This is a genomic window from Arenimonas daejeonensis (genome assembly GCF_007993735.1).
GTDB lineage: Bacteria > Pseudomonadota > Gammaproteobacteria > Xanthomonadales > Xanthomonadaceae > Arenimonas > Arenimonas daejeonensis.
This window is the reverse complement of sequence record NZ_CP042453.1, coordinates 2280685-2303983: the sequence shown is the minus strand read 5'-3', so window position 1 is coordinate 2303983 and position 23299 is coordinate 2280685. Positions and strand designations below refer to the sequence as shown.

General features: G+C 67.9%; 17 protein-coding genes and 7 pseudogenes. 18 read left to right on the top strand and 6 right to left on the bottom strand.

The features are described 5' to 3' along the window. The first annotated feature begins 121 nt into the window (after nucleotides 1-121). A pseudogene (locus FRZ33_RS11200) lies at nucleotides 122-2070 on the top strand (OPT family oligopeptide transporter). A 33-nt stretch (nucleotides 2071-2103) separates the two neighbouring features. Here FRZ33_RS11200 and FRZ33_RS11195 read toward each other — a convergent pair. Further along, nucleotides 2104-3277 (bottom strand): annotated as a pseudogene (locus FRZ33_RS11195) (lytic murein transglycosylase); the annotation flags it as partial. Nucleotides 3278-3372: 95 nt separating this feature from the next. Between FRZ33_RS11195 and FRZ33_RS11190 the strand changes: the two are divergent. From FRZ33_RS11190 to dbpA, 4 genes and pseudogenes are all read left to right on the top strand, one after another. After that, nucleotides 3373-4046, top strand: a pseudogene (locus tag FRZ33_RS11190) (glutathione S-transferase family protein). A gap of 26 nt (nucleotides 4047-4072) precedes the next feature. Continuing rightward, complete coding sequence (locus FRZ33_RS11185; protein WP_146909689.1) at nucleotides 4073-4522, top strand: hypothetical protein; 450 nt, start codon at nucleotides 4073-4075, stop codon at nucleotides 4520-4522. 25 nt (nucleotides 4523-4547) lie between these two features. After that, entirely contained in the window at nucleotides 4548-5159 is a 612-nt protein-coding gene (locus FRZ33_RS11180; RefSeq protein WP_146909687.1) for a rhomboid family intramembrane serine protease, read from the top strand. 35 nt (nucleotides 5160-5194) lie between these two features. Then, nucleotides 5195-6564: pseudogene (dbpA, locus tag FRZ33_RS11175) on the top strand (ATP-dependent RNA helicase DbpA). Between the two features lie 66 nt (nucleotides 6565-6630). Here the strand turns inward: dbpA and FRZ33_RS11170 are convergent. Further along, the gene (locus FRZ33_RS11170; RefSeq protein ID WP_146909685.1) at nucleotides 6631-6822 is read right to left on the bottom strand and encodes a hypothetical protein; all 192 of its coding nucleotides are present in this window, start codon (nucleotides 6820-6822) and stop codon (nucleotides 6631-6633) included. Between the two features lie 277 nt (nucleotides 6823-7099). Here FRZ33_RS11170 and FRZ33_RS11165 point away from each other — a divergent pair, with 277 nt between their 5' ends. Next, nucleotides 7100-7813: a pseudouridine synthase gene (locus FRZ33_RS11165; protein WP_146909683.1), complete on the top strand. Its 714-nt coding sequence runs from the start codon at nucleotides 7100-7102 to the stop codon at nucleotides 7811-7813. 59 nt (nucleotides 7814-7872) lie between these two features. After that, nucleotides 7873-8691: an FKBP-type peptidyl-prolyl cis-trans isomerase gene (locus FRZ33_RS11160; RefSeq protein WP_146909681.1), complete on the top strand. Its 819-nt coding sequence runs from the start codon at nucleotides 7873-7875 to the stop codon at nucleotides 8689-8691. Between the two features lies 1 nt (nucleotide 8692). Here the strand turns inward: FRZ33_RS11160 and FRZ33_RS11155 are convergent. Beyond that, nucleotides 8693-9933 (bottom strand): annotated as a pseudogene (locus tag FRZ33_RS11155) (TIGR03862 family flavoprotein). Nucleotides 9934-10057: 124 nt separating this feature from the next. Here FRZ33_RS11155 and FRZ33_RS11150 point away from each other — a divergent pair. From FRZ33_RS11150 to FRZ33_RS11135, 4 genes are all read left to right on the top strand, one after another. Next, nucleotides 10058-11101, top strand: a complete 1044-nt coding sequence (locus FRZ33_RS11150; protein WP_146909679.1) for a diguanylate cyclase domain-containing protein — start codon at nucleotides 10058-10060, stop codon at nucleotides 11099-11101. A 7-nt stretch (nucleotides 11102-11108) separates the two neighbouring features. Continuing rightward, entirely contained in the window at nucleotides 11109-11594 is a 486-nt protein-coding gene (locus tag FRZ33_RS11145) for an NUDIX hydrolase (RefSeq protein WP_146909677.1), read from the top strand. Between the two features lie 250 nt (nucleotides 11595-11844). Next, nucleotides 11845-12291: a PA2169 family four-helix-bundle protein gene (locus FRZ33_RS11140; protein WP_146909675.1), complete on the top strand. Its 447-nt coding sequence runs from the start codon at nucleotides 11845-11847 to the stop codon at nucleotides 12289-12291. A gap of 326 nt (nucleotides 12292-12617) precedes the next feature. Continuing rightward, a complete protein-coding gene (locus FRZ33_RS11135; protein WP_158637201.1) occupies nucleotides 12618-13001 on the top strand; it encodes a BON domain-containing protein in 384 nt (127 codons plus the stop codon). Between the two features lie 64 nt (nucleotides 13002-13065). Here the strand turns inward: FRZ33_RS11135 and FRZ33_RS11130 are convergent. Then, nucleotides 13066-15230: pseudogene (locus FRZ33_RS11130) on the bottom strand (M3 family metallopeptidase). Nucleotides 15231-15373: 143 nt separating this feature from the next. Between FRZ33_RS11130 and FRZ33_RS11125 the strand changes: the two are divergent. Continuing rightward, complete coding sequence (locus FRZ33_RS11125) at nucleotides 15374-15856, top strand: glutathione peroxidase (RefSeq protein WP_146909669.1); 483 nt, start codon at nucleotides 15374-15376, stop codon at nucleotides 15854-15856. Between the two features lie 9 nt (nucleotides 15857-15865). Here the strand turns inward: FRZ33_RS11125 and FRZ33_RS11120 are convergent, their stop codons facing one another. Beyond that, entirely contained in the window at nucleotides 15866-16642 is a 777-nt protein-coding gene (locus FRZ33_RS11120) for a ferredoxin--NADP reductase (protein WP_146909667.1), read from the bottom strand. A 174-nt stretch (nucleotides 16643-16816) separates the two neighbouring features. Between FRZ33_RS11120 and FRZ33_RS11115 the strand changes: the two genes are divergently transcribed. From FRZ33_RS11115 to FRZ33_RS11105, 3 genes are all read left to right on the top strand, one after another. Further along, nucleotides 16817-17026, top strand: a complete 210-nt coding sequence (locus FRZ33_RS11115; RefSeq protein ID WP_026816010.1) for a cold-shock protein — start codon at nucleotides 16817-16819, stop codon at nucleotides 17024-17026. 173 nt (nucleotides 17027-17199) lie between these two features. Continuing rightward, nucleotides 17200-17682 carry a peptidylprolyl isomerase gene (gene slyD, locus FRZ33_RS11110; protein WP_146909666.1) on the top strand — a complete coding sequence of 161 codons (483 nt, stop codon included), beginning with the start codon at nucleotides 17200-17202 and terminating at the stop codon, nucleotides 17680-17682. A 5-nt stretch (nucleotides 17683-17687) separates the two neighbouring features. Continuing rightward, nucleotides 17688-18131, top strand: a complete 444-nt coding sequence (locus FRZ33_RS11105; protein WP_146909664.1) for a CoA-binding protein — start codon at nucleotides 17688-17690, stop codon at nucleotides 18129-18131. Between the two features lie 3 nt (nucleotides 18132-18134). Here FRZ33_RS11105 and FRZ33_RS11100 read toward each other — a convergent pair whose 3' ends face one another. Beyond that, nucleotides 18135-19262, bottom strand: a complete 1128-nt coding sequence (locus FRZ33_RS11100) for a sterol desaturase family protein (RefSeq protein WP_227977816.1) — start codon at nucleotides 19260-19262, stop codon at nucleotides 18135-18137. A gap of 73 nt (nucleotides 19263-19335) precedes the next feature. On the opposite strand from FRZ33_RS11100, the gene FRZ33_RS11095 reads away from it, so the two are divergent. The 3 genes and pseudogenes from FRZ33_RS11095 to FRZ33_RS11085 all read left to right on the top strand — a co-directional run bounded on the left by FRZ33_RS11095 (nucleotide 19336) and on the right by FRZ33_RS11085 (nucleotide 23272). Further along, nucleotides 19336-19725 carry a hypothetical protein gene (locus FRZ33_RS11095; RefSeq protein ID WP_146909662.1) on the top strand — a complete coding sequence of 130 codons (390 nt, stop codon included), beginning with the start codon at nucleotides 19336-19338 and terminating at the stop codon, nucleotides 19723-19725. Between the two features lie 26 nt (nucleotides 19726-19751). After that, a pseudogene (locus FRZ33_RS11090) lies at nucleotides 19752-21646 on the top strand (ATP-binding cassette domain-containing protein). Nucleotides 21647-21754: 108 nt separating this feature from the next. Beyond that, on the top strand, nucleotides 21755-23272 hold the full coding sequence (locus FRZ33_RS11085) for a fumarate hydratase (RefSeq protein ID WP_146909661.1): 1518 nt from the start codon (nucleotides 21755-21757) through the stop codon (nucleotides 23270-23272). The last annotated feature ends 27 nt before the right edge of the window (nucleotides 23273-23299 follow it).

Genomic DNA, 23299 nt, shown 5'->3' with positions numbered 1-23299 from the left:
CCGGGCAGCAGATGGCCGGTCTGGCGGGTCCGGAGTCCGGCTCGATGGCGGCCGGGGGTTTGGCGGGGCAGGGCCTGGCCGGGTAGAGTCGGCCGTCCTGTCCACCCCGGTCCCGCCCCGAATGAATTCCACGCCCGCCGCTGCGCCCGTGCCGCAGCTGACCTTCCGCGCCATCGTGCTGTCCGTGATCCTGGCCGTGATCCTGGCCGCCGCCAATACCTATCTGGGCCTGTTCGCCGGCCTGACCATCGCCACGGCCATTCCCGCCGCGGTGGTGTCGATGGGCGTGCTGCGCCTGCTGGGCGGCGGTTCGATCCTGGAAAACAACATCGTGCAGACCGGCGCCTCGGCCGGTTCGTCGATCGCGGCGGGTGTGATCTTCACGATCCCCGCGCTGATCATCCTCGGCCACTGGCAGACCTTCCAATACTCCTGGGTGCTGGCCATCGCGGGTCTTGGCGGCCTGCTGGGCGTGCTGTTCTCGGTGCCGCTGCGCCGTTCGATGATCGTCGAAGAGCCGCTGCCGTTCCCGGAAGGCAAGGCCGCGGCCGAAGTGCTCAAGGCCGGCGACAACCCGGGCCCGGGCCTGAAGATCCTCGGTGTCGCCGCTTCGCTCGGCGCGCTGGTGAAGCTGGGCGCCCAGAGCGGCCTGCGCCTGATCCCGGACACCGCGGCCGGCGCCGGCTTCTTCGGCAAGTACCTCGGCTACATGGGCACCAACCTGTCGCCGGCGCTGCTGGGCGTGGGCTACATCGTCGGCCTGAACGTCGGCATCGTGGTGCTGTCGGGCTCGATCATCTCCTGGCACATCGCGATCCCGATCTACCACGCCTTCTTCCTGGCGACCGACCCGGTGCTTTCGGTGTCGCTGGCCGAAGCCGGCGCCGAGGACGCGGCCTGGGCGATCTGGTCGACCCAGATCCGCTACCCGGTGTCGGCGCGATGCTGATCGGCGGCATGTGGACCCTGTTCACGCTGCGCAACTCGCTGCTGTCGGGCATCAAGAGCGGCATCGCCGCCGCGCGCCAGGCCAAGGGCACCGTGGTCAAGGAAACCGAACGCGACCTGCCGATGAAGTGGATGCTGTTCTCGCTGGTGCTGTTCGTGATCCCGCTGCTGATGCTCTACCAGGCGGTGGTGCAGCAGTGGAGCGTGTCGATCCCGATGACCATCATCATGATCGTCGCCGGCTTCGTGTTCGTGTCGGTGTCGGGTTATCTGGCCGGCCTGGTCGGTTCGTCGAACAACCCGGTCTCGGGCATCACCATCGCCACCATCCTGTTCGCCTCGGTGGTGCTGTGGTTCCTGCTCGGCGGCGATTCCGAAATCGGCGCGGTGGCGGCGATCATGATCGGTGCGGTGGTGTGCTGCGCGGCGGCGGTCGGCGGCGACAACCTGCAGGACCTCAAGGCCGGTTACATCGTCGGCGCCACGCCCTGGAAGCAGCAGCTGATGCTCGGCATCGGCGCCTTCTCCTGCGCCCTGATCATGGCGCCGGTGCTGAACCTGCTGGCCGAGGCCTACGGCATCGGTGCGCCGACGCTGGAGAAGCCCAACTCGCTGGCGGCACCCCAGGCCACGCTGATGGCCTCGGTGGCACGCGGCATGTTCGGCGGCGACCTGCCCTGGGGCACGATCGCGGTCGGCGCCGGCATCGGTGCGCTGATCATCCTGGTGGATGAAATCCTGAAGGCGCGCAAGGCCCGGTTCCGCGTGCCGGTGCTGGCCGCGGCGATCGGTATCTACCTGCCGCTGGAGCTGATGGTGCCGATCTTCATCGGTGGCCTGATCTCGTATGCGGTCGAGCGCTGGCACAAGGTCGATCCGAACGACGACGAGGCGCGCGACCGCATCCATCGCCCGGGCACGCTGTTCGCCGCGGGCCTGATCACCGGCGAGGCGTTGATGGGCATCCTGATCGCGATCCCGATCGTGGCGACGGGCAAGCCGGATGCCATCGCGCTTCCGGCCGGTCTCAACGTCGGCGAAATCGGCGGCCTGGTCGTGCTCGCCCTCGTCGGCTGGTGGATGTACCGCGTCGCGACCCGGCCGGCCGTCAAGGTCGACTGAGTCGGGTTTTCAGGGGCGGTCGTCCGCGACCGCCGCCGATTTCAGCGCTTCGAGGATGGACCGGCCGGCGCGGCCGTCCGGGTCCCGGCCCAGGCGCCGCTGTTCGGTGGCGATGGCTTCGCGCGACTTCGCGCCGATCATGCCGTCGACTTCGCCGATGTCGTGGCCGCGATCGAGCAGCAACTGCTGCAGTTCGCGGCGCTGGGCGCGCGACAGGCCGGGATCGTCGGTCGGCCATGCCGCCTTGAGGCCGGTACCACCCCGCAGGCGATCAGACAGCAGCGAGATCGCCAGCGCGTAACTTTCCGCGGCGTTGTAGGAAAAGATCGCGTCGTAGTTGCGGAACACCAGGAAGGCCGGGCCATCCTTGCCCGCCGGCAACAGCAGGGCTGCCTGTGCGTCCGAGGAACCCAGCGGCTGGCCATCGGCACGCGTGATGCCACGTGCCAGCCACTGCGACAGGGGGCGCCGCGCCTGGCGGCCGTTCACCGATGAATCGAATGCTTCCGGCAGCAAGACTTCATGCCCCCAGGCCTGGCCGCTGCGCCAGCCGCTGCGCTTGAGATAGTTCGCGGTCGAGGCCAGCGCATCGGGGATGCTGCCGACCAGGTCGCGCCGGCCATCGCCGTCACCATCCACGGCGATGCGGGCATAGGTCGAGGGCATGAACTGGGTATGGCCGAAAGCACCCGCCCAGGAACCCACCAGGCCCTCGGCCTGCAGGTCGCCGGACTGGATCAGTTTCAGGGTGGCGAAAAATTCACCGCGGAAGAAAGCCTGCCGCCGGCCGGCGCAGGGACAGCGTCGCCAGCGAACCCAGCAGTGGCTTCTTGCCGAAGGTCCGGCCGTAGTTGCTTTCCACGCCCCAGACTGCGACCACGGTGGCAGCGTCCACGCCATGTTCGCGTTCGACCTTCGCCAGGGTCGCGGCGTGTTCGGCCAGCATGGCCCGGCCGTCGGCCACGCGTTCCTCGTCCACCAGTCCGGCCAGGTAATCCCAGATCGGTGTGCGGAACTCGGGCTGGTAGTCGAGCGATTCGAGCACCGTCGGGTCGCTGGCGAGGCCGGCGGTGTGACTGTCGAAGGTCGTGGCCGTGATGCCCTGGGCCAAGGCCTGCGGGCGCAGGCCGGACAGGCAGCCGGAAAGATCGGAAGCGGTAGCCGGCAGGGCCACCGCGAGCAGGAGCAGGACGGGCAGGGTGCGCATGGGCGCCACTGTGCCACCGCGCGCCTGAATCGTTGCCGGGGATCGGATCGTGTCGGCCGCGTTATGCTGGGCCGGTCGCCAGGAGGGAGTTTTCCATGATCGTGCTTCACCACCTCAACAACTCGCGCTCGCAGCGGGTGCTGTGGCTGCTGGAAGAGTTGGGGCTGCCCTACGAGGTCAAGCGTTACGAGCGTGACCCGAAGACGATGCTGGCGCCCGATTCGCTGCGTGCCGTGCACCCGCTGGGCAAGTCGCCCGTCATCGAGGACGACGGCCAGGTACTGGCCGAGTCCGGCGCGATCATCGAATACCTGGCGGAGAAATACGGAGAAGGCCGGCTGCTGCCGCCCGCCGGCAGCCCCGAGCGCCTGCGCCACCGCTACTGGATGCATTACGCCGAAGGTTCGGCCATGCCGCCCCTGTTGATGAGCCTGGTGTTCTCGCGCGTGCGCAGCGCGCCGGCGCCGTTTTTCATCAAGCCCATTGCCCACGCCATCGTCGAAAAGGTGATGGGCAACTTCGTGTCGCCGCAGATCCGGCTGCACCTGGACTTCATGGAATCCGAGCTGGGCAAGTCCACCTGGTTCGCGGGTGAGCAGTTCGGTGCCGCCGACATCCAGATGAGTTTTCCGATCGAGGCCGCCGCCGCCCGCGGTGGACTGGACGCCAGCCGTCCGCACCTGATGGCATTCCTGGCAGACGCATCCACGGCCGTCCGGCATACCAGCGTGCGTTAAGTACGGGCGGGCCCTACGCCTTGATGCGCTAGGTCCTTCACACCCCGGAGGAGTCCACATGAAGCCATTCACCAGCCTTGCCGCCCTGTGCCTGGTCGCCGCCAGTGCGTTCGCCGTGTCGTCCGAACCGCCGGTCGAAACGACAGCCGCAACCGAAGCGGCCGTGCCGGACGCAGCGCCCGGCGCCGCCGACCGCGCCTTCGCCGAAGCCCTGGTCGGCTGCCGGCCGGCCACGCACCAGGGCCCGCATCCGTTCGTGAAGGGGTTTGTCATCGAGCACACGATCGCCGGCGAGACCGACGGCCTCTGCGCCTACTCCCAGACCATGCCCGGTAGCATGACCATGGACTGCAAGCTCTCCACCGAGGGCCGGGCGGCGCTGGCCACCGAGTTCCGCGAGCTGGCCGAGGGTCGCATGAGCGGCGGAACCGGTTCGCAGCCGGGCTGGTCGCGCGAATGTGAGATCGTGACCCAGGACGGCAAGCGCATGCCGATGCAATCGGGCTGAGGCCCGCCCACGAGGAAAGGACTCCATGGAATTCAGCCTGAGCCTGGCCATCATCGCGATCACCGCCGTCGTGTCGTGGCTGGCCTTCAACAACGGGAAACTGATGCAGGCCCTGGTGCTGTGGCCACCGGCGATCACCCGTGGCCACGAGTACCACCGCTTCATCGGTTATGGCCTGGTGCATGCCGACTTCATGCACCTGCTGATGAACATGGTGACCCTGTTCTTCTTCGGCCGGGTGATGGAAGGCTTCTACGCGCAGTACCTGGGCAGCCTGGGGTTCGTGTGGTTCTACGTCTCGGCCCTGGTGGTCTCGGCGCTGCCGAGTTACCTGCAGCACCGCCATGATCCCAAGTACGTCACGCTGGGTGCGTCCGGCGCAGTGTCGGCGGTGCTGTTCGCCTTCATCCTGCTGCGGCCGTGGGAGACCATCTTCCTGTACGTGGTGCCGGTGCCGGCCATCCTCTTCGCGGTGGGGTACACGGGCTATTCGATCTACATGAACCGGCGCGGCGGCGACCGCATCAACCACAACGCCCACCTGTCCGGGGCCGCCTACGGCATTCTTTTCACCGTGCTGATGGAGCCGCGGGTGATCGGGCACTTCATCGCCGAGCTGACCGGCGCCGGCGGCTGAGGCCGGGGCTCGACCCGGCCATGCGAGAATGCCGCATGACCGAATTCGCGAAACTTCCCCTGCTGCCCGAGCTGCACCAGGCCCTGGGCGTGCTCGACTACAGCCACATGACCCCGGTGCAGGCCGCCAGCCTGCCGCCGATCCTGGCCGGCCGCGACGTGATCGCCCAGGCCCGCACCGGCAGCGGCAAGACCGCGGCGTTCGGACTGGGCCTGCTGTCGAACCTGGACCCGGCGCAGACCGCCGTGCAGTCGCTGGTGCTGTGCCCGACCCGCGAGCTGGCCGACCAGGTCGGCAAGGAAATCCGCCGGCTGGCGCGCTTCCTGCCCAACCTCAAGGTCTCGGTGTTCTGCGGCGGCGTGCCGCTGCGGCCGCACCTGGCATCACTGACGCACCTGCCGCACGTGGTGGTCGGTACGCCGGGCCGTATCCAGGAACTGATCGACGAGGGCGCGCTGCCGTTGGACGCGCTGCGCACCGTGGTGCTGGACGAAGCCGACCGCATGCTCGACATGGGTTTCGAGGCGGCCATCGCCGGCATCCTGTCGCAGGCGCCGAAACAGCGGCAGACGCTGCTGTTCTCGGCCACCTTCCCCGAGGAGATCCGCGCCCTGGGCCGCCGCTTCCAGCGCGACCCGGAGGAGCACACGGTCGCCGACGGGGAGGGCGGCACGATCGAACAGCGCTTCTATGAAGTGGAAACGCCGCGCAAGAGCGACGCCCTGGCCCTGCTGCTGGCCGACCTGGCGCCGGAATCGGCCCTGGTCTTCTGCAACACCCGTCGCGATGTCGCCCAGGTGGCGGACGACCTGGCGCAGCGCGGGTTCTCGGTGCAGGCCCTGCACGGTGACCTTGAACAACGCGAGCGCGACGAAGTGCTGGTGTGTTTCGCCAACCGCAGCTGCGCGGTGCTGGTGGCCACCGACGTCGCCGCACGCGGTCTGGACATCAAGGACCTGCCGCTGGTGATCAGCCATGGTCTGGCCAGCGACGCCGACACGCATACCCACCGCATCGGCCGCACCGGCCGGGCGGGCGAGAGCGGGCTGGCCCTGGCCCTGGTGGCCTCGGCCGAACGTGGGCGGGTGGTCGGGATCGAGGAGAAGCTGGGCCAGGCGGTGCGCTGGGAGCGCATCGACCTGTCGCGCAAGCCGGGCAGGCCGGCGCCGGCGGCGATGGTGACCCTGGTGATCGATGCAGGCCGGCAGGACAAGCTGCGGCCGGGGATGTGGTGGGTGCCCTGACCGGGGAGGCCGGCCTGCCGGCGACCGCGATCGGCAAGATCGACGGGTTCGCGACCCGGACTTACGTGGCGATCGAACGCAGCCAGGCCAGCAAGGCCCTGGACAGGCTCCGGGCCGGGAAGATCAAGGGGCGCAGCTTCCGGACCCGGAAGCTGGGCTGACGGCGGGAGCGCGGCAGGTAGCGGCCGCGACTCCAGCGGGAGCCCGTGAAGGCCGGATGCATGGTTTCAGCGCCAGGGGCTGCCGGCGCGCACCGGCTCGCGGCGCGGGGCCGACTGCGACCGGCGGCGGCTGATCTCGGCGTCCAGGCGGCGGTATTCCGCGCTGCCGATCTCGCCGGCCATGACCAGTTCCCAGAGCCGGGTGGCCAGCTCGTCGTCCATGACCTGCTTGGTGGGGAAGGGGATGACGATGCCCATGATGTTCAACTCCCGTGGTGATGTTGCTTGGATGCCGCTCTCAGGGAGTTGAGTTGCACGTTCCGTGCCAAGCCTGCCGGAACTGGGCCGAGACTGGATTAAACGGGTCCGGATTGCGAACCCGGTCACAGCTTGGTGCCCGGCGGCCCCCAGATATTCGGCCCGCACGGCGGCCGGAACACAAGGCGTCGGCGCCGGCCGCGGATGACTTGGCCGGCCCGCCATGACAGCATGCGCGCCACTTCTGACGCGCCGCGGCACCCGCCGGCTATAACGCATGCGATTGAACAAGCACATCGCCGAAACCGGCTTCTGTTCCCGGCGCGAGGCCGACCGCCTGGTGGCCGAACGCCGGGTCACCGTCAACGGCCTGCCGGCCGGCATCGGCACCCAGGTGGCCGAGGGCGACGAAGTGCGCATCGACGGCCAGGTCCTGAAGGTGCGCGCCGCCAAACCCGGCGCCCGCCGCCACGTCTACATCGCCCTGAACAAGCCGGTCGGCGTCACCTGCACCACCGATACCGCGGTGAAGGGCAACATCGTCGACTTCGTCGGCCACGAGCAGCGCATCTTCCCGATCGGGCGCCTGGACAAGGATTCCGAGGGCCTGATCCTGCTGACCAGCAACGGCGACATCGTCAACGAGATCCTTCGCGCCGAAAACCACAAGGAAAAGGAATACCTGGTCGGCGTGAACCAGCCGGTGACCGACGAATTCCTGCGCGGCATGGCCAAGGGCGTGCGCATCCACGGCGAGATGACCTTGCCCTGCCGCACCCGCCGCATCGCCAAGTTCGGTTTTTCGATCGTGCTCACCCAGGGCCTGAACCGGCAGATCCGCCTGATGTCGGCGGCCTTCGGCTATCGCGTCACGCAGTTGCGCCGCATCCGCATCGCCAACGTGAAACTGGCCGAGCTCAAGCCGGGCCGCTGGCGCAACCTCACCGAGCAGGAACTGCGTGGCCTGCTGCCGGAGCGCAGCGAGTGGTGAGCCGGGCGGCATCGGCTAAAATCCCGCCATCCCGATTTGGGTTACTCCGGAGTTTCCGCATGAGCAAGCGCGCCTGGCCCCTGGGCCTGCTGGTCCTGATGTCCGCCAGCGCCCTCGCGGTTGCGCCGCTGCCGGCGCCCAAGCCACTGGACGCGCCGCCGGCCCAGGCCACCGAGACCGCGAGCGGCATGAGTTATCTCGTGATCAAGGCCGGCCCCGACCAGAACCGCATGGCGCGTGGCGACTTCATCGAATACCGCGCCGACGTCTGGAGTGCCGACGGCGTCACCCGTGCCAACTCGAAGGAAACCGGCGCGCAGATCGGCACGGTCCGCCGGCTGATCAGTGAACAGCCCGGCCTGGCCCGCGCCCTGTTGACCACGCCGGTGGGCGAGACCCGCCGCTGGTGGATCCAGCCGGAGCGGATGTTGCCGGGATATCCAGGCATGCCGAACCTGCCGCATGTGATCGACCTGACCGTGCTGGGTGAAAAGAGCCCCGTGCAGACGCCGGACCAGTTGACGCCGCCGGCCGATGCGCTGCGCACGTCCAGCGGCCTGGCCTACAAGATCCTGAAGAAAGGTCCGGGCGGCGACCGCCCGCAGCGGGCCAGCACCGTGGTGATCGACTACAGCGGCTGGGATGGCCAGGGCCGCCTGTTCGACAGCTCCGTCACACGCGGCGAGCGTGCCAGCCTGCCGCTGCCTCAGCTGATCGCAGGCTGGCAGGAAGGCCTGCCGCTGATGGCGCGTGGCGACAGCTTCCGCTTCTGGATCCCCGGCCACCTGGCCTACGACGGCGAGCCGGGCAGCCAATCGCCCAAGGGCATGCTGGTGTTCGACATCACCTTGCACGACTTCAGCAACGAAACGCCCTGACTCAGCGGCTGCGCGCAATCCATTCGACGGCGCCCAGTCCGGCGCGGCGGCCGCTGGCGAAACAGGCGGTCAGGAGATAACCGCCGGTCGGGGCTTCCCAGTCCAGCATTTCACCGGCGCAGAACAGGCCCGGGCGCTCGCGCAGCATCAACTGCGCGTCGAGCGCCTCCAGCCGCACGCCACCGGCGCTGCTGATCGCCTCGGCGATCGGGCGCGGGCGGATCAACCGCACCGGCAGCTGTTTGATCGCCGCGGCCAGGCGGGCGGGGTCTTCCAGCGTCGGCTTGTCGAGCACCTCGCGCAGCAGCCCGGCTTTCACGCCTTCGATGCCGGCGGTGCGGCGCAGGTGTTCGCCCAGGCTGCGGCCGTTGCGCGGGCGCGACAGGTCGCGCTGCAGGCGCCCGGCGTCGCGGCCGGGCGCAAGGTCCATCAGCAGGGTGGCTTCACCGTCACGCCGGATGCGTTCGCGCAGCCCGGACGACAAGGCGTAGACCAGGCTGCCTTCCAGGCCCGTGGCGGTCGCCACGCATTCGCCCTGGCGCCAGTTGAGAGTGCTGCCCGGTCCCGCCATCGCCAGCCGCACCGGTTTCACCGGCGCGCCGGCGAAACGTTGCGCGAAATGTTCGCTCCAGCCGACGTCGAAACCGCAGTTGGCGGGTTGCAGCGGCGCGATGTCGGCACCGACGGCCGCCAGCGGCGCCACCCAGGCGCCGTCCGAACCCAGTTCGGGCCAACTGCCACCGCCCATGGCCAGGACGGTGGCGTGTGCGCGGATGACGCGTTCGCCTTCCGGTGTGTCGAAACGCAGCGCGCCCGTTGCGTCGAAGCCGCGCCAGCGGTGCAGCACATGGAAACGCACGCCCTGTTCGCGCAGTCCCCGCACCCAGCCGCGCAACAGCGGCGCCGCTTTCAGGTCGGTCGGGAACACGCGGCCGGAACTGCCGACGAAGGTGTCCACGCCCAGGCCCCGGGCCCAGTCGCGCAAGGCTTCGGCATCGAAGTCGCGCAGCCAGTCGGCCACGGCGTCGCGGCGCTCTCCATACCGGGAGACAAAAGTCGGGAACGGGTCGCTGTGGGTGAGGTTAAGGCCCCCTTGCCCGCGATCAGGAACTTGCGACCGACCGAACCCTTGGCTTCGAACAGGTCCACGGCAAGGCCGGCCGCACGCGCAACCTCGGCGGCCATCAGGCCGGCGGGGCCGCCGCCGATGATGGCCAGGCCGGGCAGGGGAATGGTTTGCATGCGCGGATTCTATCGTCCGGGCCGTGGCCGAGTCCGGTGCGGCGGCGGCATGACGTGGACTTGCAGCGGCGCGCGCTGGGCCTGATCCTGCGGCCATGCCGAATGACAGCGCCGCGGCGGGGCCATGACCGAAGACCAGCAGAGGGATCGCGAGGAAGGACTGCGTTTCGCCCGCCGCATCTATCCGATGCGCGTACTGGGGCTGGGATTGGGCGGTGTCTGCGTCGCGAGCGCCCTGGCGCCCTTGGACCCGCATGGCGTGGTGTGGCTGCTGCTGGCCGGAAATGCCCTGTTGTGGCCACACCTGGCGTACCAGCTCGCGCGCAACAGCCTGGACCCGGCGGGCGCGGAATGCCGCAACCTGATGATCGACTCCGCCTGCGGCGGCGCCTGGATCGCGGTGATGCAGCTCAACCTGCTGACCTCGGTGCTGCTGCTGACCATGCTGAGCATCGACAAGGTCGCAGCCGGCGGCTGGCGACTGCTGTTCCGGTCCTGGATCGGCATGGTGGTCGCCTTCGCGCTCACCTGGAGCCTGCTCGGTTTCCCGCTGCGCCCGGAAGTGACGACCTGGAACGTGCTGGCCTCCATTCCGTTCCTGGTGTCCTATCCGCTGGCCCTGAGCCTGCTGACCTGGCGCCTGGGCCAGCAGGTGGTGCGGCAGAATCGGCACCTGCAGGCCTTCACCCGCATCGATGGCCTCACCGGCCTGCCCAACCGGCTGCACTGGGAACAGACTGCCGGCCAGGAGCTTCGCCGGCACCGCCGCAGTGGCCGCCCCGCTGCGCTGATGATGATCGACATCGACCACTTCAAGCCGATCAACGACCAGCACGGGCATCTGGTCGGCGACGAAGTGCTGAAAGGCTTCGCGCAGGAACTGCGCCGCTGCCTGCGTGAAGTGGACACGGCTGGTCGTTATGGGGGTGACGAGTTCGCCGTGGTCCTGCCCGACACCGGTCCCGAAGGCGCGGCCCAGGCCGCACGGCGCCTGCTGCAGCATTTCCGCCGCCGGGCGGAAGACCCGGACACGGAAGTCGCCTACACCATCAGCATCGGCTACGCCCTGGCGCGCAACGAGATGGCCGATACCGCCGCCTGGATCGCCGCCGCCGATGCCGCCCTTTACCGCGCCAAGGCCGCCGGCCGCGACGGCGCCGCCTACTGAGAAGCAGATGCCCTACACCCCGATCCTGGCCACCCTCGGTTACGTGCTTTCGCCCGATGGTCGCCGCTGCCTGATGGTCCACCGCAATGCCCGCCCCGGCGACCAGCACCTGGGCAAGTACAACGGCCTGGGCGGAAAGCTTGAAGCCGATGAGGACGTGTTGAGCGGCATGCGCCGGGAAATCCGCGAAGAGTCCGGCCTGGTCTGCGAGTCACTGCAACTGCGCGGCACCATCAGCTGGCCGGGTTTCGGCAAGCACGGCGAGGACTGGCTGGGTTTCCTGTTCGTGATCGACCGCTACAGCGGCCAGCCGCCCGCCGCCAACGAGGAGGGCGACCTGGAGTGGGTGGATATCGACCGTCTGGACCAGTTGCCGTTGTGGGAAGGCGACCGGCATTTCCTGCCTCTGGTCTTCGATGGCGACCCGCGACCGTTTCACGGGGTCATGCCTTACCGGGATGGCCGCATGCAATCCTGGACGTATTCTCGTTGAAAATCGCCTAACTTCGCTTAAATGTAGCGATATAGGTTTTAATTGATTGTTTTAATCCGGGCCATCAGCCCGGATAACCGAATTTTTACGCCGTGGAACGTATCCTGCACGGGCAGTAAACGCCCCCTCGGGGGCCCTACCGCCCGCTTTCCTTCGTGATTGCCTCGCCCCGGGTTCCGGGGCCCACCGCCGCCTGGCTTGGGTTGCGGGACGATCACGCTGTCATTCCCCTCACGCCAAGGAGCGCCGCATGACCGACACCACGAACAGCATTTCCGACCTGATCGAGATCAGCGAGGACGGGATCGCGTTCTACGAAGAAGCGGCGCAGAAGGTGAAGGACAAGAAGCTCAGCACGCTGTTCAGCCGCCTGGCCAAGGCCAAGTCGGAGTTGGCGGCCGAGCTGTCCGGCGAGGTCAAGCCCGTCGCCGGCAAGAAGAAGCCCGCCAAGAAGGCCGAAAGCAGCCTGGGCGAACTCAGCAAGGCCTACGCCGGCCTGCGCAAGCAGTGGCCCGACGCCGCCGCCGAACGCTACAGCCGCATGGCCGAGGTCGAGGGCCAGCTGCAGGTGACCTTCCAGAAGGTCGTGCTGGACCGCGAGCACAGCTTCGTGGTGCGGGTGCTGGCCAAGCAGTACGTCAGCAAGGCCGAAGTCCTGAACAAGGAACTGCGCGCCTGCCAGCGGTCGGTCGCCTGAATCGTAAAAACCATGCATTGCGCGGGAAATCCCCGCGCAATGCATGTGATGTACAACACGCAATGCCTTGATTCTGTGACTGTTTAGGCAGTCGGGCCAGTGCGCCCTGGGTCACGGAATACACACGCCGCCGTGCCAAAACACACCGTATATTGTGCAGCGCATCGCGAATTGGTGATGCGTTCGCACATAGCGTGCGGCCGCGCACACATCATCTCTCCGTTGCTCCGTATCTAAGCCCCCATGCGGTCACCCACCGCATGGCGCGGCGCCCCCGCTTGCGGCGTGGTCCTCACCCCCGAGGACCGGATGCAGAGGGTACGGACATGCTCCGCTACTTCGCGAAAGTCCTGCTGGTCATGTTCCTGCTGGTCCCGGTCGCCCAGGCGGCCGGAACGACGCTGACCATCAACATCGTCGGCAGGCCTGATACGGCCCGTATGGCGGCAGATGCCGATCTGGCCCGCCGTGTCGCCACGGTGCTGGCGGGCGACGTGCGACTCCAGGACTTCGCCCTGCGCGTTGAAGTGAAGCACGGCGTGACCATGATCGCCGGCCGTGTCTTCAACGACCACGAACGTCAGCTGGCGCTGCAGGTTGTCCGCGCAGCCGTGGGCAGCTCCGACGTCGAGAACCGCATCGTCGCTCTGGAAGACTTCATGCCCACCACACTGGGTCGCAGCGGCGAACAGGTGATCGTCGGCATCTGACGGGAACCTGGACCATGAAAAAACCGCCCGGCATGGCCGGGCGGTTCTGTCTTCTGCCGGTGCCTCAGTCGTTCGAGGCGGTGGTGGCCGGCGCCTCCAGGCCGCGGCGCTTGAGCAGTGGACCCACCTGCGGGTCGCGGCCGCGGAAGTCGCGGAACAGCTGCATGGCATCGACGCTGCCACCGCGCGAGAGCAGGGTCCTGCGGAAATGGTCGCCGTTCTCGCGCTTGAGGCCGCCGTTTTCCTTGAACCACTCCACCGACTCCGCGTCCAGCACCTCGGACCACAGGTAGGCGTAGTAGCCCGCCGAGTAGCCGCCCATGATGTGCGAGAAGTAGGTGCTGCGATAACGCGGCGGCACCGGTGCGTAGTCCAGGCCCACGGCCTTGAGCGCCTCGGCCTCGAAGGCCAGCGTGTCGGACGGCACTTCGTTGGCGCTGAGCTGGTGCCACTTCTGGTCCAGCATCGCCGCCGCCAGGTATTCGGTGGTGGCGTGGCCCTGGCCGAACTGCTCGGTCGCGACCACCTTGTCCAGCAGCGCCTGCGGGATCGGCTCGCCGGTCTGGTAGTGCTTGGCGTAGTTGGCCAGGATCGAGGGCCAGGTGGCCCACATCTCGTTCACCTGCGACGGGTACTCGACGAAGTCGCGCGGCACCGAGGTGCCGGCGAACTGCGGGTACTTCACGTTCGAGAACAGGCCGTGCAGGGCGTGGCCGAACTCGTGGAACATCGTGGTGACCTCGTCGAAGGTCATCAGGGTCGGCTGGCCGGCGGCCGGCTTCGGGATGTTCTGGTGGTTGGCGACCACCGGCTGGGTGCCGGTGATGCCGTTCTGCGGCACGTAGGCATTCATCCAGGCGCCGCCGCGCTTGCTGGAGCGGGCGTAGAAGTCGCCGTAGAACAGGCCCAGCGGCTTGCCGTCGGCTTCGAATACTTCCCAGACGCGCACGTCGGGGTGGTAGACCGGGATGTCCTTGCGCTCCTTGAAGCTCAGGCCGTAGAGCTGGTTGGCGGCGTAAAACACGCCCTTCTCCAGCACGTTGTCGATCTCGAAGTAGGGCCGCAGCTGCGACTCGTCGAAGTCGTACTTCTGCTGGCGCACCTTCTCGGCGTAGAAGGCCCAGTCGGCGGCCTCGAGCTGGAACTTGCCGCCCTCGGCGTCGATGATCGCCTGCATGTCGGCCGCTTCCTTGCGGGCATTGGCGACCGCGGCCGGGGCCATGTCACCCATCAGCTTGTTGACGGCGCCGACGGTGCCGGCGGTTTCGTCCTCGAGGATGTAGGTGGCGTGGTTGGCGTAACCCAGCAGTGCGGCGCGCTCGGCGCGCAGTTTCGCCACCCGGGCGACGATCGCGCGATTGTCGAATTCGCCGCCGCGGCTGCCGCGGGTCAGCGACGCCGCCATGATCTGCTTGCGCAGCTCGCGATCGGTGAGCGAGGCCAGCGGTGGCTGGCCGCTGGTGTTCATCAGGGCGATCAGGTACTGGCCTTCCTTGCCGGCGGCCTTGGCGGCTTCGGCGGCGGCGGTGATGGCGTCGGCCGACAGGCCGTCCAGGCGCTTGACGTCATCCACCAGCACGCCCGAGGCGTTCACTTCCTTGAGCACGTTCTGGCTGAAGGTGGTGGCCAGGGTGGCCAGTTCGGCGTTCATCGCCTTCAGCGTTTCCTTGTCGGCATCCGACAGGTTGGCGCCGGCGCGCACGAAGTCGGTGTGGTAACGCTCGAGCAGGCGCAGGCTTTCGGCGTCCAGGCCCAGCTTGTCGCGGCCGTCGTACAGGGTCTTGATGCGGGCGAAGAGCTTGCCGTCGAGCAGGATCGCGTCCTGGTGCGCCGCGAACTTCGGCGCCATCTCGGCCTGCACTTTCTGGATGGTCGGGTTGGTGTGGGCACCGGCCAGGTTGCCGAACACCGCACCGGCACGGTTGAGCAGGGCGCCGGTCTTCTCGAGCGCGACGATGGTGTTTTCGAAGGTCGCGGCCTCGTCCTGGTTGGCGATGGCGTCGATCTCGGCGCGCTGGTCTTCCATGCCCTTGTTCAGCGCCGGCGCGTAATGCTCGTCCTTGATCAGGTCGAAACGCGGGGCCTGGTAGGGCAGGGTGCTCGCAGTGAAGAAGGGTTCTGGGTCACGGGGGCTTCGGCCTGGGCGGCGGGTTCGGCCGCCAGGGCCAGGGCGGGCGTGGCCACGCTGAGCGCGGCGGCGAGGGCGATGGAAAGCTTGCGACGGTTCATGGGTTTCCTTGCGGCGTCGTGGGAAAACCCCGAAGCCTACCCCAAGCCGTCGCCGGGCCACGCATGACGAAAGGCAGGGGTCAGGTGTGCCAGGGCCGGCGACGAGGGATTAGGCTAGGCTGGACCCCGGACCGGAGCCCGCCATGACCACCGCCTACGATTTTTCCGCAAAGACCCTCGAGGGCACCGACATTTCCCTGGACAGCTACCGCGGCAAGGCCATGCTGGTGGTCAACACGGCGTCCAAGTGCGGTTTCACCCCGCAGTACACCGGCCTGGAGAAGCTCTGGCGCAAGTACCAGGACCAGGGCCTGGTGGTGCTGGGTTTCCCCTGCGACCAGTTCGGCCACCAGGAGCCGGGCGACGAGGAGGAGATCAAGAACTTCTGCTCACTGACCTATGACGTCAGCTTCCCGATGTTCTCCAAGATCGAGGTCAATGGCGCCGGCGCGCACCCGCTGTACAAGTGGCTGAAGTCCGAGAAGTCCGGCCTGCTGGGGCTGGAGGGCATCAAGTGGAACTTCACCAAGTTCCTGGTCGGCAAGGACGGGCAGGTGCTCAAGCGCTACGCGCCCACCGACACGCCAGAGAAGATCGAGAAGGACCTGGCCAAGGTCCTGGGCTGAACCCCGGCCTTATTTCTCGACGAAGGCGCGCTCGAATACGTATTCGCCCGGCGTGCCGATGCGCGGCGCGGCGCTGAAGCCGCGGGCATCGAGGATGGCGCGGAAATCGGCCAGCATCTGCGGGCTGCCGCAGATCATGGCGCGGTCCCGGGCCGGGTCCAGCGCCTCCAGTCCCAGGTCGGCCATCATCCGCCCGCTGTCCATCAGGGTGGTCAGGCGGCCGGAATGGTGGAAGGTTTCGCGGCTGACGGCCGGGTAATAGAGCAGCTGCCGCGAGATCTGTTCGCCCAGGTGTTCGTGCCGCGGCAGTTCGTTGACGATGTAGTCGTGGTAGCAGAGGTCGCCGACGCCGCGCACGCCGTGCGTCAGGACCACGCGCTCGAAACGGTCGTAGGTTTCCGGGTCCTTCACAACGCTCAGGAACGGCGCCAGGCCGGTGCCGGTAGCCAGCAGGTACAGGTTGCGGCCGGGGTGAATATCACTGATCAGCAGGGTGCCGGTGGGCTTGCGGCTGACCAGCAGGTCGTCGCCGGGCTGCAGGTGCTGCAGGCGCGAGGTAAGCGGGCCGTCCTGGACCTTGATGCTGAAGAACTCCAGCTCCTCCTCCCAGTTGGCGCTGGCGATGGAATAGGCGCGCATCAGCGGCCGGCCATCCACCGGCAGCCCGATCATGACGAACTGGCCGTTCTCGAAGCGCAGGCCGTCGTCGCGGGTGGTGGTGAAACTGAAGTAGTCGTCGTTCCAGTGCCGGACGCTGAGCACACGCTCGGTAGCGAAAGCGGACATATGGGTTCGGGGCTCGCGTGGGGGACCGGCGGGCGGGACGCTGGCGGGTCCGGGAAGCCGGCCATTGTATGCCATTCGCTTTCCCGGCCATAAGCGGGTATGGTCCGTTCACTGCGGTTGCCGGGTTCACGGTGAAACCGTGGTACCCAACCTACCGTTACAAGGATTAGAGATATGTCGGATCGTCAGACTGGTACCGTGAAGTGGTTCAACGACGCCAAGGGCTTTGGCTTCATCACCCCCGAGAGCGGCGAGGACGTGTTCGTCCACTTCCGTTCCATCATGGGCACCGGCTTCAAGTCGCTGCAGGAAGGCCAGAAGGTCTCCTTCAAGGTCGTGAAGGGCCAGAAGGGCATGCAGGCGGACGAAGTGCAGCCGCTGTAAAGCGCTCGCACAAGCCTTGCGAACAAGCCCCGGCCGGCAACGTCCGGGGCTTTTTCATGGCCGTTCCTGCCCGGCCGCCGGACCGCCGGATTTGCGCGGACCGGACGCTTGGCCTAGCCTATGCGCCCTTTTCCCGCCCCCGGTTCTCCGGGCCGGCCCTCCCAAGGATTCCCATGCAGATCGCCGAGCGCACCGTCGCGTCCTTCCACTACACCCTGACCAACGACGCCGGCACGGTGATCGACTCCTCCGCGGGCGCCGATCCGCTGACCTACCTGCACGGCGTGGGCAACATCGTCCCGGGCCTGGAGAAGGCGATGGAAGGCCGCCAGGCCGGCGACAAGTTCGACGTGGTCGTGTCCCCGGAAGAGGGTTACGGCACCCCGAACGAGATGCTGGTCCAGGTCGTGCCGCGCGAAGCCTTCCAGGGCGTGGACGACATCCAGGTCGGCATGCAGTTCCAGGCCCAGACCCCGCAGGGCGCCATCTCCGTGGTGATCACCAAGGTCGAGGACGGCATGGTGACCGTGGACGGCAACCACCCGCTGGCCGGCCAGAACCTGAACTTCGCCATCGAGGTGGTGGACGTGCGCGAAGCCAGCGTCGAGGAAGTGGTGCACGGCCACGTGCACGGCGCCGGCGGCCACAACCACTGAACGCCATGGGTGCCCGCGGCCGCCTGATCGAATCCGACGACGACCTGCGGGCACTGCTTTCCCGGGTGCGGCGCATCGCCGTGCTCGGCATCAAGACCGAGGCCCAGCGTGACCAACCGGCGATCGAAGTGCCGCGTTATCTCGAACGCGTGGGCTTCGACGTGATCCCGGTGCCGGTCTATTACCCCGAAGTCGAACAGATCCTGCGCCGCCCGGTGTTCCGCCGCCTGGCCGACATCCCCGGCGAGGTGGACCTGGTCGACGTGTTCCGCCGCCCGAAGGACCTGGCCGCGCACCTGGACGACATCCTGGCCAAGCGGCCGGGCGCGGTCTGGCTGCAGGAGGGCATCCGCGACGATGCCTTCGCCGAGACCCTGCTGGCCGCCGGCATCGACGTGGTGCAGGACCGCTGCCTGATGGTGGAGCACCGCCGCCTCATGGGCGGCTGAGCCTCAGGCCTCCGGTTTCGCCTTGCCCGGCCGGAAGGGCATCAGGTGCTGGCGCCAGATGCCGGCCGGCACCGTTTCCGGCTTCAGCACGCCGTATTCCTGCGGCCAACTGCCATCGCGCGGCAGCTTGAAGGTGCCCATCAGCATGTCCACCAGCGGCAGGTGGATGGCGTAGTTCACGTCCACGTAGTCCGGCTGCCGGGCATGGTGCCAGTGGTGGTAGCGCGGCAGCACCAGCACGTATTCCAGCCAGCCGAAGCGCAGGCCCAGGTTGGCGTGCGCCAGCACCGCCTGCAGGCCGACCAGGATCACGTAGGCGTTGATGGCCGCCGGCGCAAAGCCCAGCACCACCAGCGGCAGCAGCACGAAGCCGCGGGTCAGCACGATCTCGACGAAATGGATGCGCGAGCCGGCCAGCCAGTCCATGTGCCGGCTGCTGTGGTGCACGGCGTGGAAACGCCAGAGCCACGGGATGTTGTGGTACGCGCGGTGCAGCGACGCCTGCGCCAGGTCGGCGCAGAACACCGCCAGCAGGAACTGCGCCCAGACCGGCAGCGACTGGATGGCCGCCTTCAGCGCCGGGAACGCGGCCAGCGCGGCGATCTGCGAAGTCCAGGCGGTCACCAGGATCAGGATGAACTGCACCAGCACGTGGCTCATGAAGAAGTAGGCGACGTCGGTGCGCCATTCCGGCCGCAGCGGCGACTGCTCGATGCGCCCGAGCGCCTTTTCCAGCGGAATGAACACCAGCGCCGAGAAGAACAGCGACACCACGAACCAGTCCAGCCCGAGCGAGTAGGGCGTCTGCCCGATCGCGTCGAACTGCACGTCGGTGCCGCCCAGCAGGACCGCCAGCGTCGCCGTGCCGACGCCCAGCAGCGCCACCCGGCGGTTGCGTCCGCGCAGGATGGCCAGGGTGCCGAGCACGAAGGCGGCAACCAGCCCGAGCAGCAGCAGGTTGCGGGCGAAGGTCTCGGTGTAGACCTGGCGGAAGTCGCGGCTGGTCAGCAGTTCCGGGAAGTGGAAACACAGCACGCCGCCGAGGCTGAGCAGGCCGAGCAGGGCGGAAAGGTGTGCGGTCCAGGAGCGTCGGGTCGGGGTCATCGTGGCCTCGTGGCGGATCGCCTGCACGATAAACCAGCCGGCGCGACACGAAAACGTGCCGCCCGGGCTAGAATGCGCCTCCCCCGATCGTGCGTGCCCCGTGATCCCCCTTCCCGAAGATATCCGACTGGTCTTCGAAGACCGTCCAGGCTACCTCTACGCCCAAGTCACCGGTCCCCGCGACAGCCACGAGATCACCCTGGCCTACTGGACCGCGATCGCGCATGAAGTCCGCAAGCGCGGGGCCGGCAAGCTGATGGTGTTCGAGAACCTCGGCGACCACGAGGGCGGGCGTGACCTGCCCGCCGTCGTCGATGCGCTGATCGCCATGGGCCTGGACCGGATCCAGGTCGCATTCGTGGTCGGCCGCGTCGAGCAGATGGCGCATATGGAGCACGGCGAGATCCTCGCGTTGGAGCGCGGCGCCAACGGCCGCGTGTTCGGCAACTCCACCGTGGCCGAACACTGGCTGCGGCACGGCAGCCACTGAAGTGCGGGGGCTGTAAACTACGTGGCATGTCCCTGATCACTCTCCAAGGCGTCGACTACGGCGTCGGCGGCCCGCTGCTGCTCGAATCCGTGAACCTGACGATCGAGCGCAACGAGCGTGTCTGCATCGTCGGCCGCAACGGCGCCGGCAAATCCACCCTGCTGCGCCTGCTGGCCGGCGAGATCACGCCCGACGACGGCGCCATCAAGCGCGAAGGCCGCATCGCCGGCCTGGCCCAGGAAGTGCCCAAGGACCTGGCCGGCAGCGTGTTCGACGTGGTGTCGATGGGGCTGGGCGCACTCGGCGCCGACCTGGCGCGGTACCACCACATGCTGCACGACGGCGACGACATCGACATGGACGAGCTGGGCGCGGTGCAGGCCCGGATCGAGGCCGGCAACGGCTGGGCGATCGAGCAGCGGGTCGAGCAGGTGATCAGCAAGCTCGACCTGCCCGAGGACGCCGAGTTCTCGGCCCTGTCGGGCGGCATGAAGCGCCGGGTGCTGCTGGCCCAGGCGCTGGTGGCCGCGCCGGACCTGCTGCTGCTTGATGAGCCGACCAACCACCTGGACATCGAGTCGATCGCCTGGCTGGAAGAATTCCTGAAGAACTTCGGCGGCAGCGTGGTCTTCGTCACCCACGACCGCGAGTTCCTGAAGAACCTGGCCACCCGCATCCTCGAGATCGACCGCGGCCAGGTCACCAGCTGGCCCGGCGACTACGAGAACTTCCTGCGCCGGCGCGAAGAACGCCTGCACGCCGAGGCACAGGCGAACGCGCTGTTCGACAAGAAGCTGGCCCAGGAAGAAGTCTGGATCCGCCAGGGCATCAAGGCCCGCCGCACCCGCAACGAGGGCGCGTCACCGCGCTCAAGGCCATGCGCCGCGAACGTGCCGAGCGGCGTGAGCAGCAGGGCAGCGTGAAGCTGGCTGCGGCCGGTGCGGAGAAGTCGGGCCGCAAGGTGTTCGAGGCCAAGAACGTGGGCTTCGCGTTCGGTGACCGTGTGCTCGTTCGCGATTTCAGCACCGTAATCCAGCGCGGCGACAAGATCGGCCTGATCGGCCCCAACGGTTCGGGCAAGACAACGCTGCTGAAGCTGCTGTTGGGCGACCTGCAACCGCAGTCGGGCAGTGTGCAGGTCGGCACCAACCTCGAGGTCGCGTTCTTCGACCAGCTGCGCGGCGCGCTGCGCGAGGACTGGAACGCACTCGACAACGTCTCCGAAGGCCGCGAGTTCATCGAGATCAACGGCAGCCGCAAGCACGTGATGGGCTACCTGCAGGATTTCCTGTTCAGTCCCGACCGCGCGCTGGCGCCAATCACCAAGCTCAGCGGCGGCGAACGCAATCGCCTGCTGCTGGCCAAGCTCTTCGCCAAGCCGTCCAACTTGCTGGTGATGGACGAGCCGACCAACGACCTCGATGTCGAGACGCTGGAGCTGCTGGAAGAGCTGTTGATCGACTACCCCGGCACCCTGATCCTGGTCTCGCACGACCGTGCCTTCCTCGACAACGTCGTCACCAGCTCGCTGGTGATGGAAGGCAACGGGCGGGTAGGGGACTACGTGGGCGGTTACACCGACTGGCTTCGCCAGCGCCCGATGTCGGCCCGCATCGCGGCCGCCGCCGCACTGTCCTCGCCGAAGCTGACGCCCCAGGTCGCGCCATCGCCGAAACCGGCCGCACCCGCGGCGCCGGCGCCCGCCAGGCGCAAGCTCGGCTTCAAGGAACAGCGCGAGCTGGAACAGTTGCCCGGCCGCATCGAAAGCCTGGATGCCGAGCTCGCCGCGCTCACCGCACAGATCCAGGATCCGGCCTTCTACCGCCAGCCCGCCGAGGCCGTGACTGCCGCCAATGCCCGCCTGGCGGCCTTGCAGGCGGAGCTGGAGCAGGCCTACGCCCGCTGGAACGAGCTGGAGTAGGGCCCTGTGGGAGTGGCTTCAGCCCCGATGCTTTTGCGAAAAGTGGTCGGGGCTGAAGCCCCTCCTACAGGGTAAAATGGCGGCCCCCACCGCCCGCCGACGCCCGCCGTGACCCAGATCAAGCAGGAAGACTTCATCCAGAGCGTCGCCGACGCCCTGCAGTACATCTCGTACTACCACCCGGTCGATTACATCAAGAGCCTCGCCGCCGCCTACGAGCGCGAGGAATCGGCTGCGGCCAAGGACGCGATCGCGCAGATCCTGATCAACTCGCGCCTGTGCGCCGAGGGCCACCGGCCGATCTGCCAGGACACCGGCATCGTCACCGTGTTCCTGGAAGTCGGCATGGATGTGCGTTGGTCCGACGCCACCATGGGCGTCGAGGACATGGTCCACGAGGGCGTGCGCCGCGCCTACAACCATCCCGACAACAAGCTGCGCGCGTCCGTGCTCGCCGATCCGGCTGGCAAGCGCACGAACACAAAAGACAACACGCCCGGCGTCGTGAACATGAAGATCGTCCCGGGCAATACCGTGGACGTGATCGTCGCCGCCAAGGGCGGCGGCAGCGAGGCCAAGTCGAAGTTCGCGATGCTCAATCCGTCCGACTCGATCGTGGACTGGGTGCTCAGGACCGTGCCGACCATGGGCGCCGGCTGGTGCCCGCCGGGCATGCTGGGCATCGGCATCGGCGGCACCGCCGAGAAGGCGATGCTGCTGGCCAAGGAATCGCTGATGGAGCCGATCGACATCACCGAACTACAGGCCCGCGGCGCGTCCAACCGCGCCGAGGAGCTGCGGCTGGAGCTGTACGAGAAGGTCAATGCGCTCGGCATCGGCGCCCAGGGCCTGGGTGGCCTGACCACGGTGCTCGACATCAAGGTCAAGGACTACCCGACCCACGCCGCCAACCTCCCGGTGGCCATGATCCCGAACTGCGCCGCCACCCGGCACGCGCACTTCACCCTCGACGGCAGCGGCCCGGTGATGCTGGACCCGCCCTCGCTGGAAGACTGGCCCAAGCTCACCTACGACACCTCCAAGGGACGCCGCGTCGACCTCGACACGCTCACCCGCGAAGACGTTGCCGGCTTCAAGCCCGGCGAAGTGCTGCTGCTCAACGGCAAGCTGCTCACCGGCCGGGATGCCGCCCACAAGCGCATGGTGGACATGCTCAACAAGGGCGAGCCGCTGCCGGTGGACCTCAGGGGCCGCTTCATCTACTACGTCGGTCCGGTCGACCCGGTGCGCGACGAGGTGGTGGGCCCGGCCGGCCCGACCACGGCCACCCGCATGGACAAGTTCACGGAACAGGTGCTGGCCCAGACCGGCCTGATGGGCATGGTCGGCAAGGCCGAACGCGGCCCGGCCGCCATCGAGGCGATCCGCAAGCACCAGTCGGTCTATCTGATGGCCGTGGGCGGGGCCGCCTACCTGGTGTCCAAGGCCATCAAGGCCGCCCGGGTGGTTGGGTTCGCCGACCTGGGCATGGAGGCCATCTACGAATTCGAGGTCCGGGACATGCCCGTCACCGTGGCCGTGGACTCGGCCGGCGAGTCCGTGCACCGGACCGGACCCCGTGAGTGGCAGGCCAGGATCGGCAAGATCCCGGTGGCCGTGGAATGAGCCCGGGCCGGCCCCGAACCTGAATGA

Excerpts from the sequence above, each read along its gene's own strand:
- FRZ33_RS11185 (WP_146909689.1), top strand. The coding sequence starts at position 4,073 with ATGAAGCCATTCACCAGCCTTGCCGCCCTGTGCCTGGTCGCCGCCAGT.
- FRZ33_RS11180 (WP_146909687.1), top strand. The coding sequence starts at position 4,548 with ATGGAATTCAGCCTGAGCCTGGCCATCATCGCGATCACCGCCGTCGTG.
- FRZ33_RS11170 (WP_146909685.1), bottom strand. The coding sequence starts at position 6,822 with ATGGGCATCGTCATCCCCTTCCCCACCAAGCAGGTCATGGACGACGAG.
- FRZ33_RS11165 (WP_146909683.1), top strand. The coding sequence starts at position 7,100 with ATGCGATTGAACAAGCACATCGCCGAAACCGGCTTCTGTTCCCGGCGC.
- FRZ33_RS11160 (WP_146909681.1), top strand. The coding sequence starts at position 7,873 with ATGAGCAAGCGCGCCTGGCCCCTGGGCCTGCTGGTCCTGATGTCCGCC.
- FRZ33_RS11150 (WP_146909679.1), top strand. The coding sequence starts at position 10,058 with ATGACCGAAGACCAGCAGAGGGATCGCGAGGAAGGACTGCGTTTCGCC.
- FRZ33_RS11145 (WP_146909677.1), top strand. The coding sequence starts at position 11,109 with ATGCCCTACACCCCGATCCTGGCCACCCTCGGTTACGTGCTTTCGCCC.
- FRZ33_RS11140 (WP_146909675.1), top strand. The coding sequence starts at position 11,845 with ATGACCGACACCACGAACAGCATTTCCGACCTGATCGAGATCAGCGAG.
- FRZ33_RS11135 (WP_158637201.1), top strand. The coding sequence starts at position 12,618 with ATGCTCCGCTACTTCGCGAAAGTCCTGCTGGTCATGTTCCTGCTGGTC.
- FRZ33_RS11125 (WP_146909669.1), top strand. The coding sequence starts at position 15,374 with ATGACCACCGCCTACGATTTTTCCGCAAAGACCCTCGAGGGCACCGAC.
- FRZ33_RS11120 (WP_146909667.1), bottom strand. The coding sequence starts at position 16,642 with ATGTCCGCTTTCGCTACCGAGCGTGTGCTCAGCGTCCGGCACTGGAAC.
- FRZ33_RS11115 (WP_026816010.1), top strand. The coding sequence starts at position 16,817 with ATGTCGGATCGTCAGACTGGTACCGTGAAGTGGTTCAACGACGCCAAG.
- slyD (WP_146909666.1), top strand. The coding sequence starts at position 17,200 with ATGCAGATCGCCGAGCGCACCGTCGCGTCCTTCCACTACACCCTGACC.
- FRZ33_RS11105 (WP_146909664.1), top strand. The coding sequence starts at position 17,688 with ATGGGTGCCCGCGGCCGCCTGATCGAATCCGACGACGACCTGCGGGCA.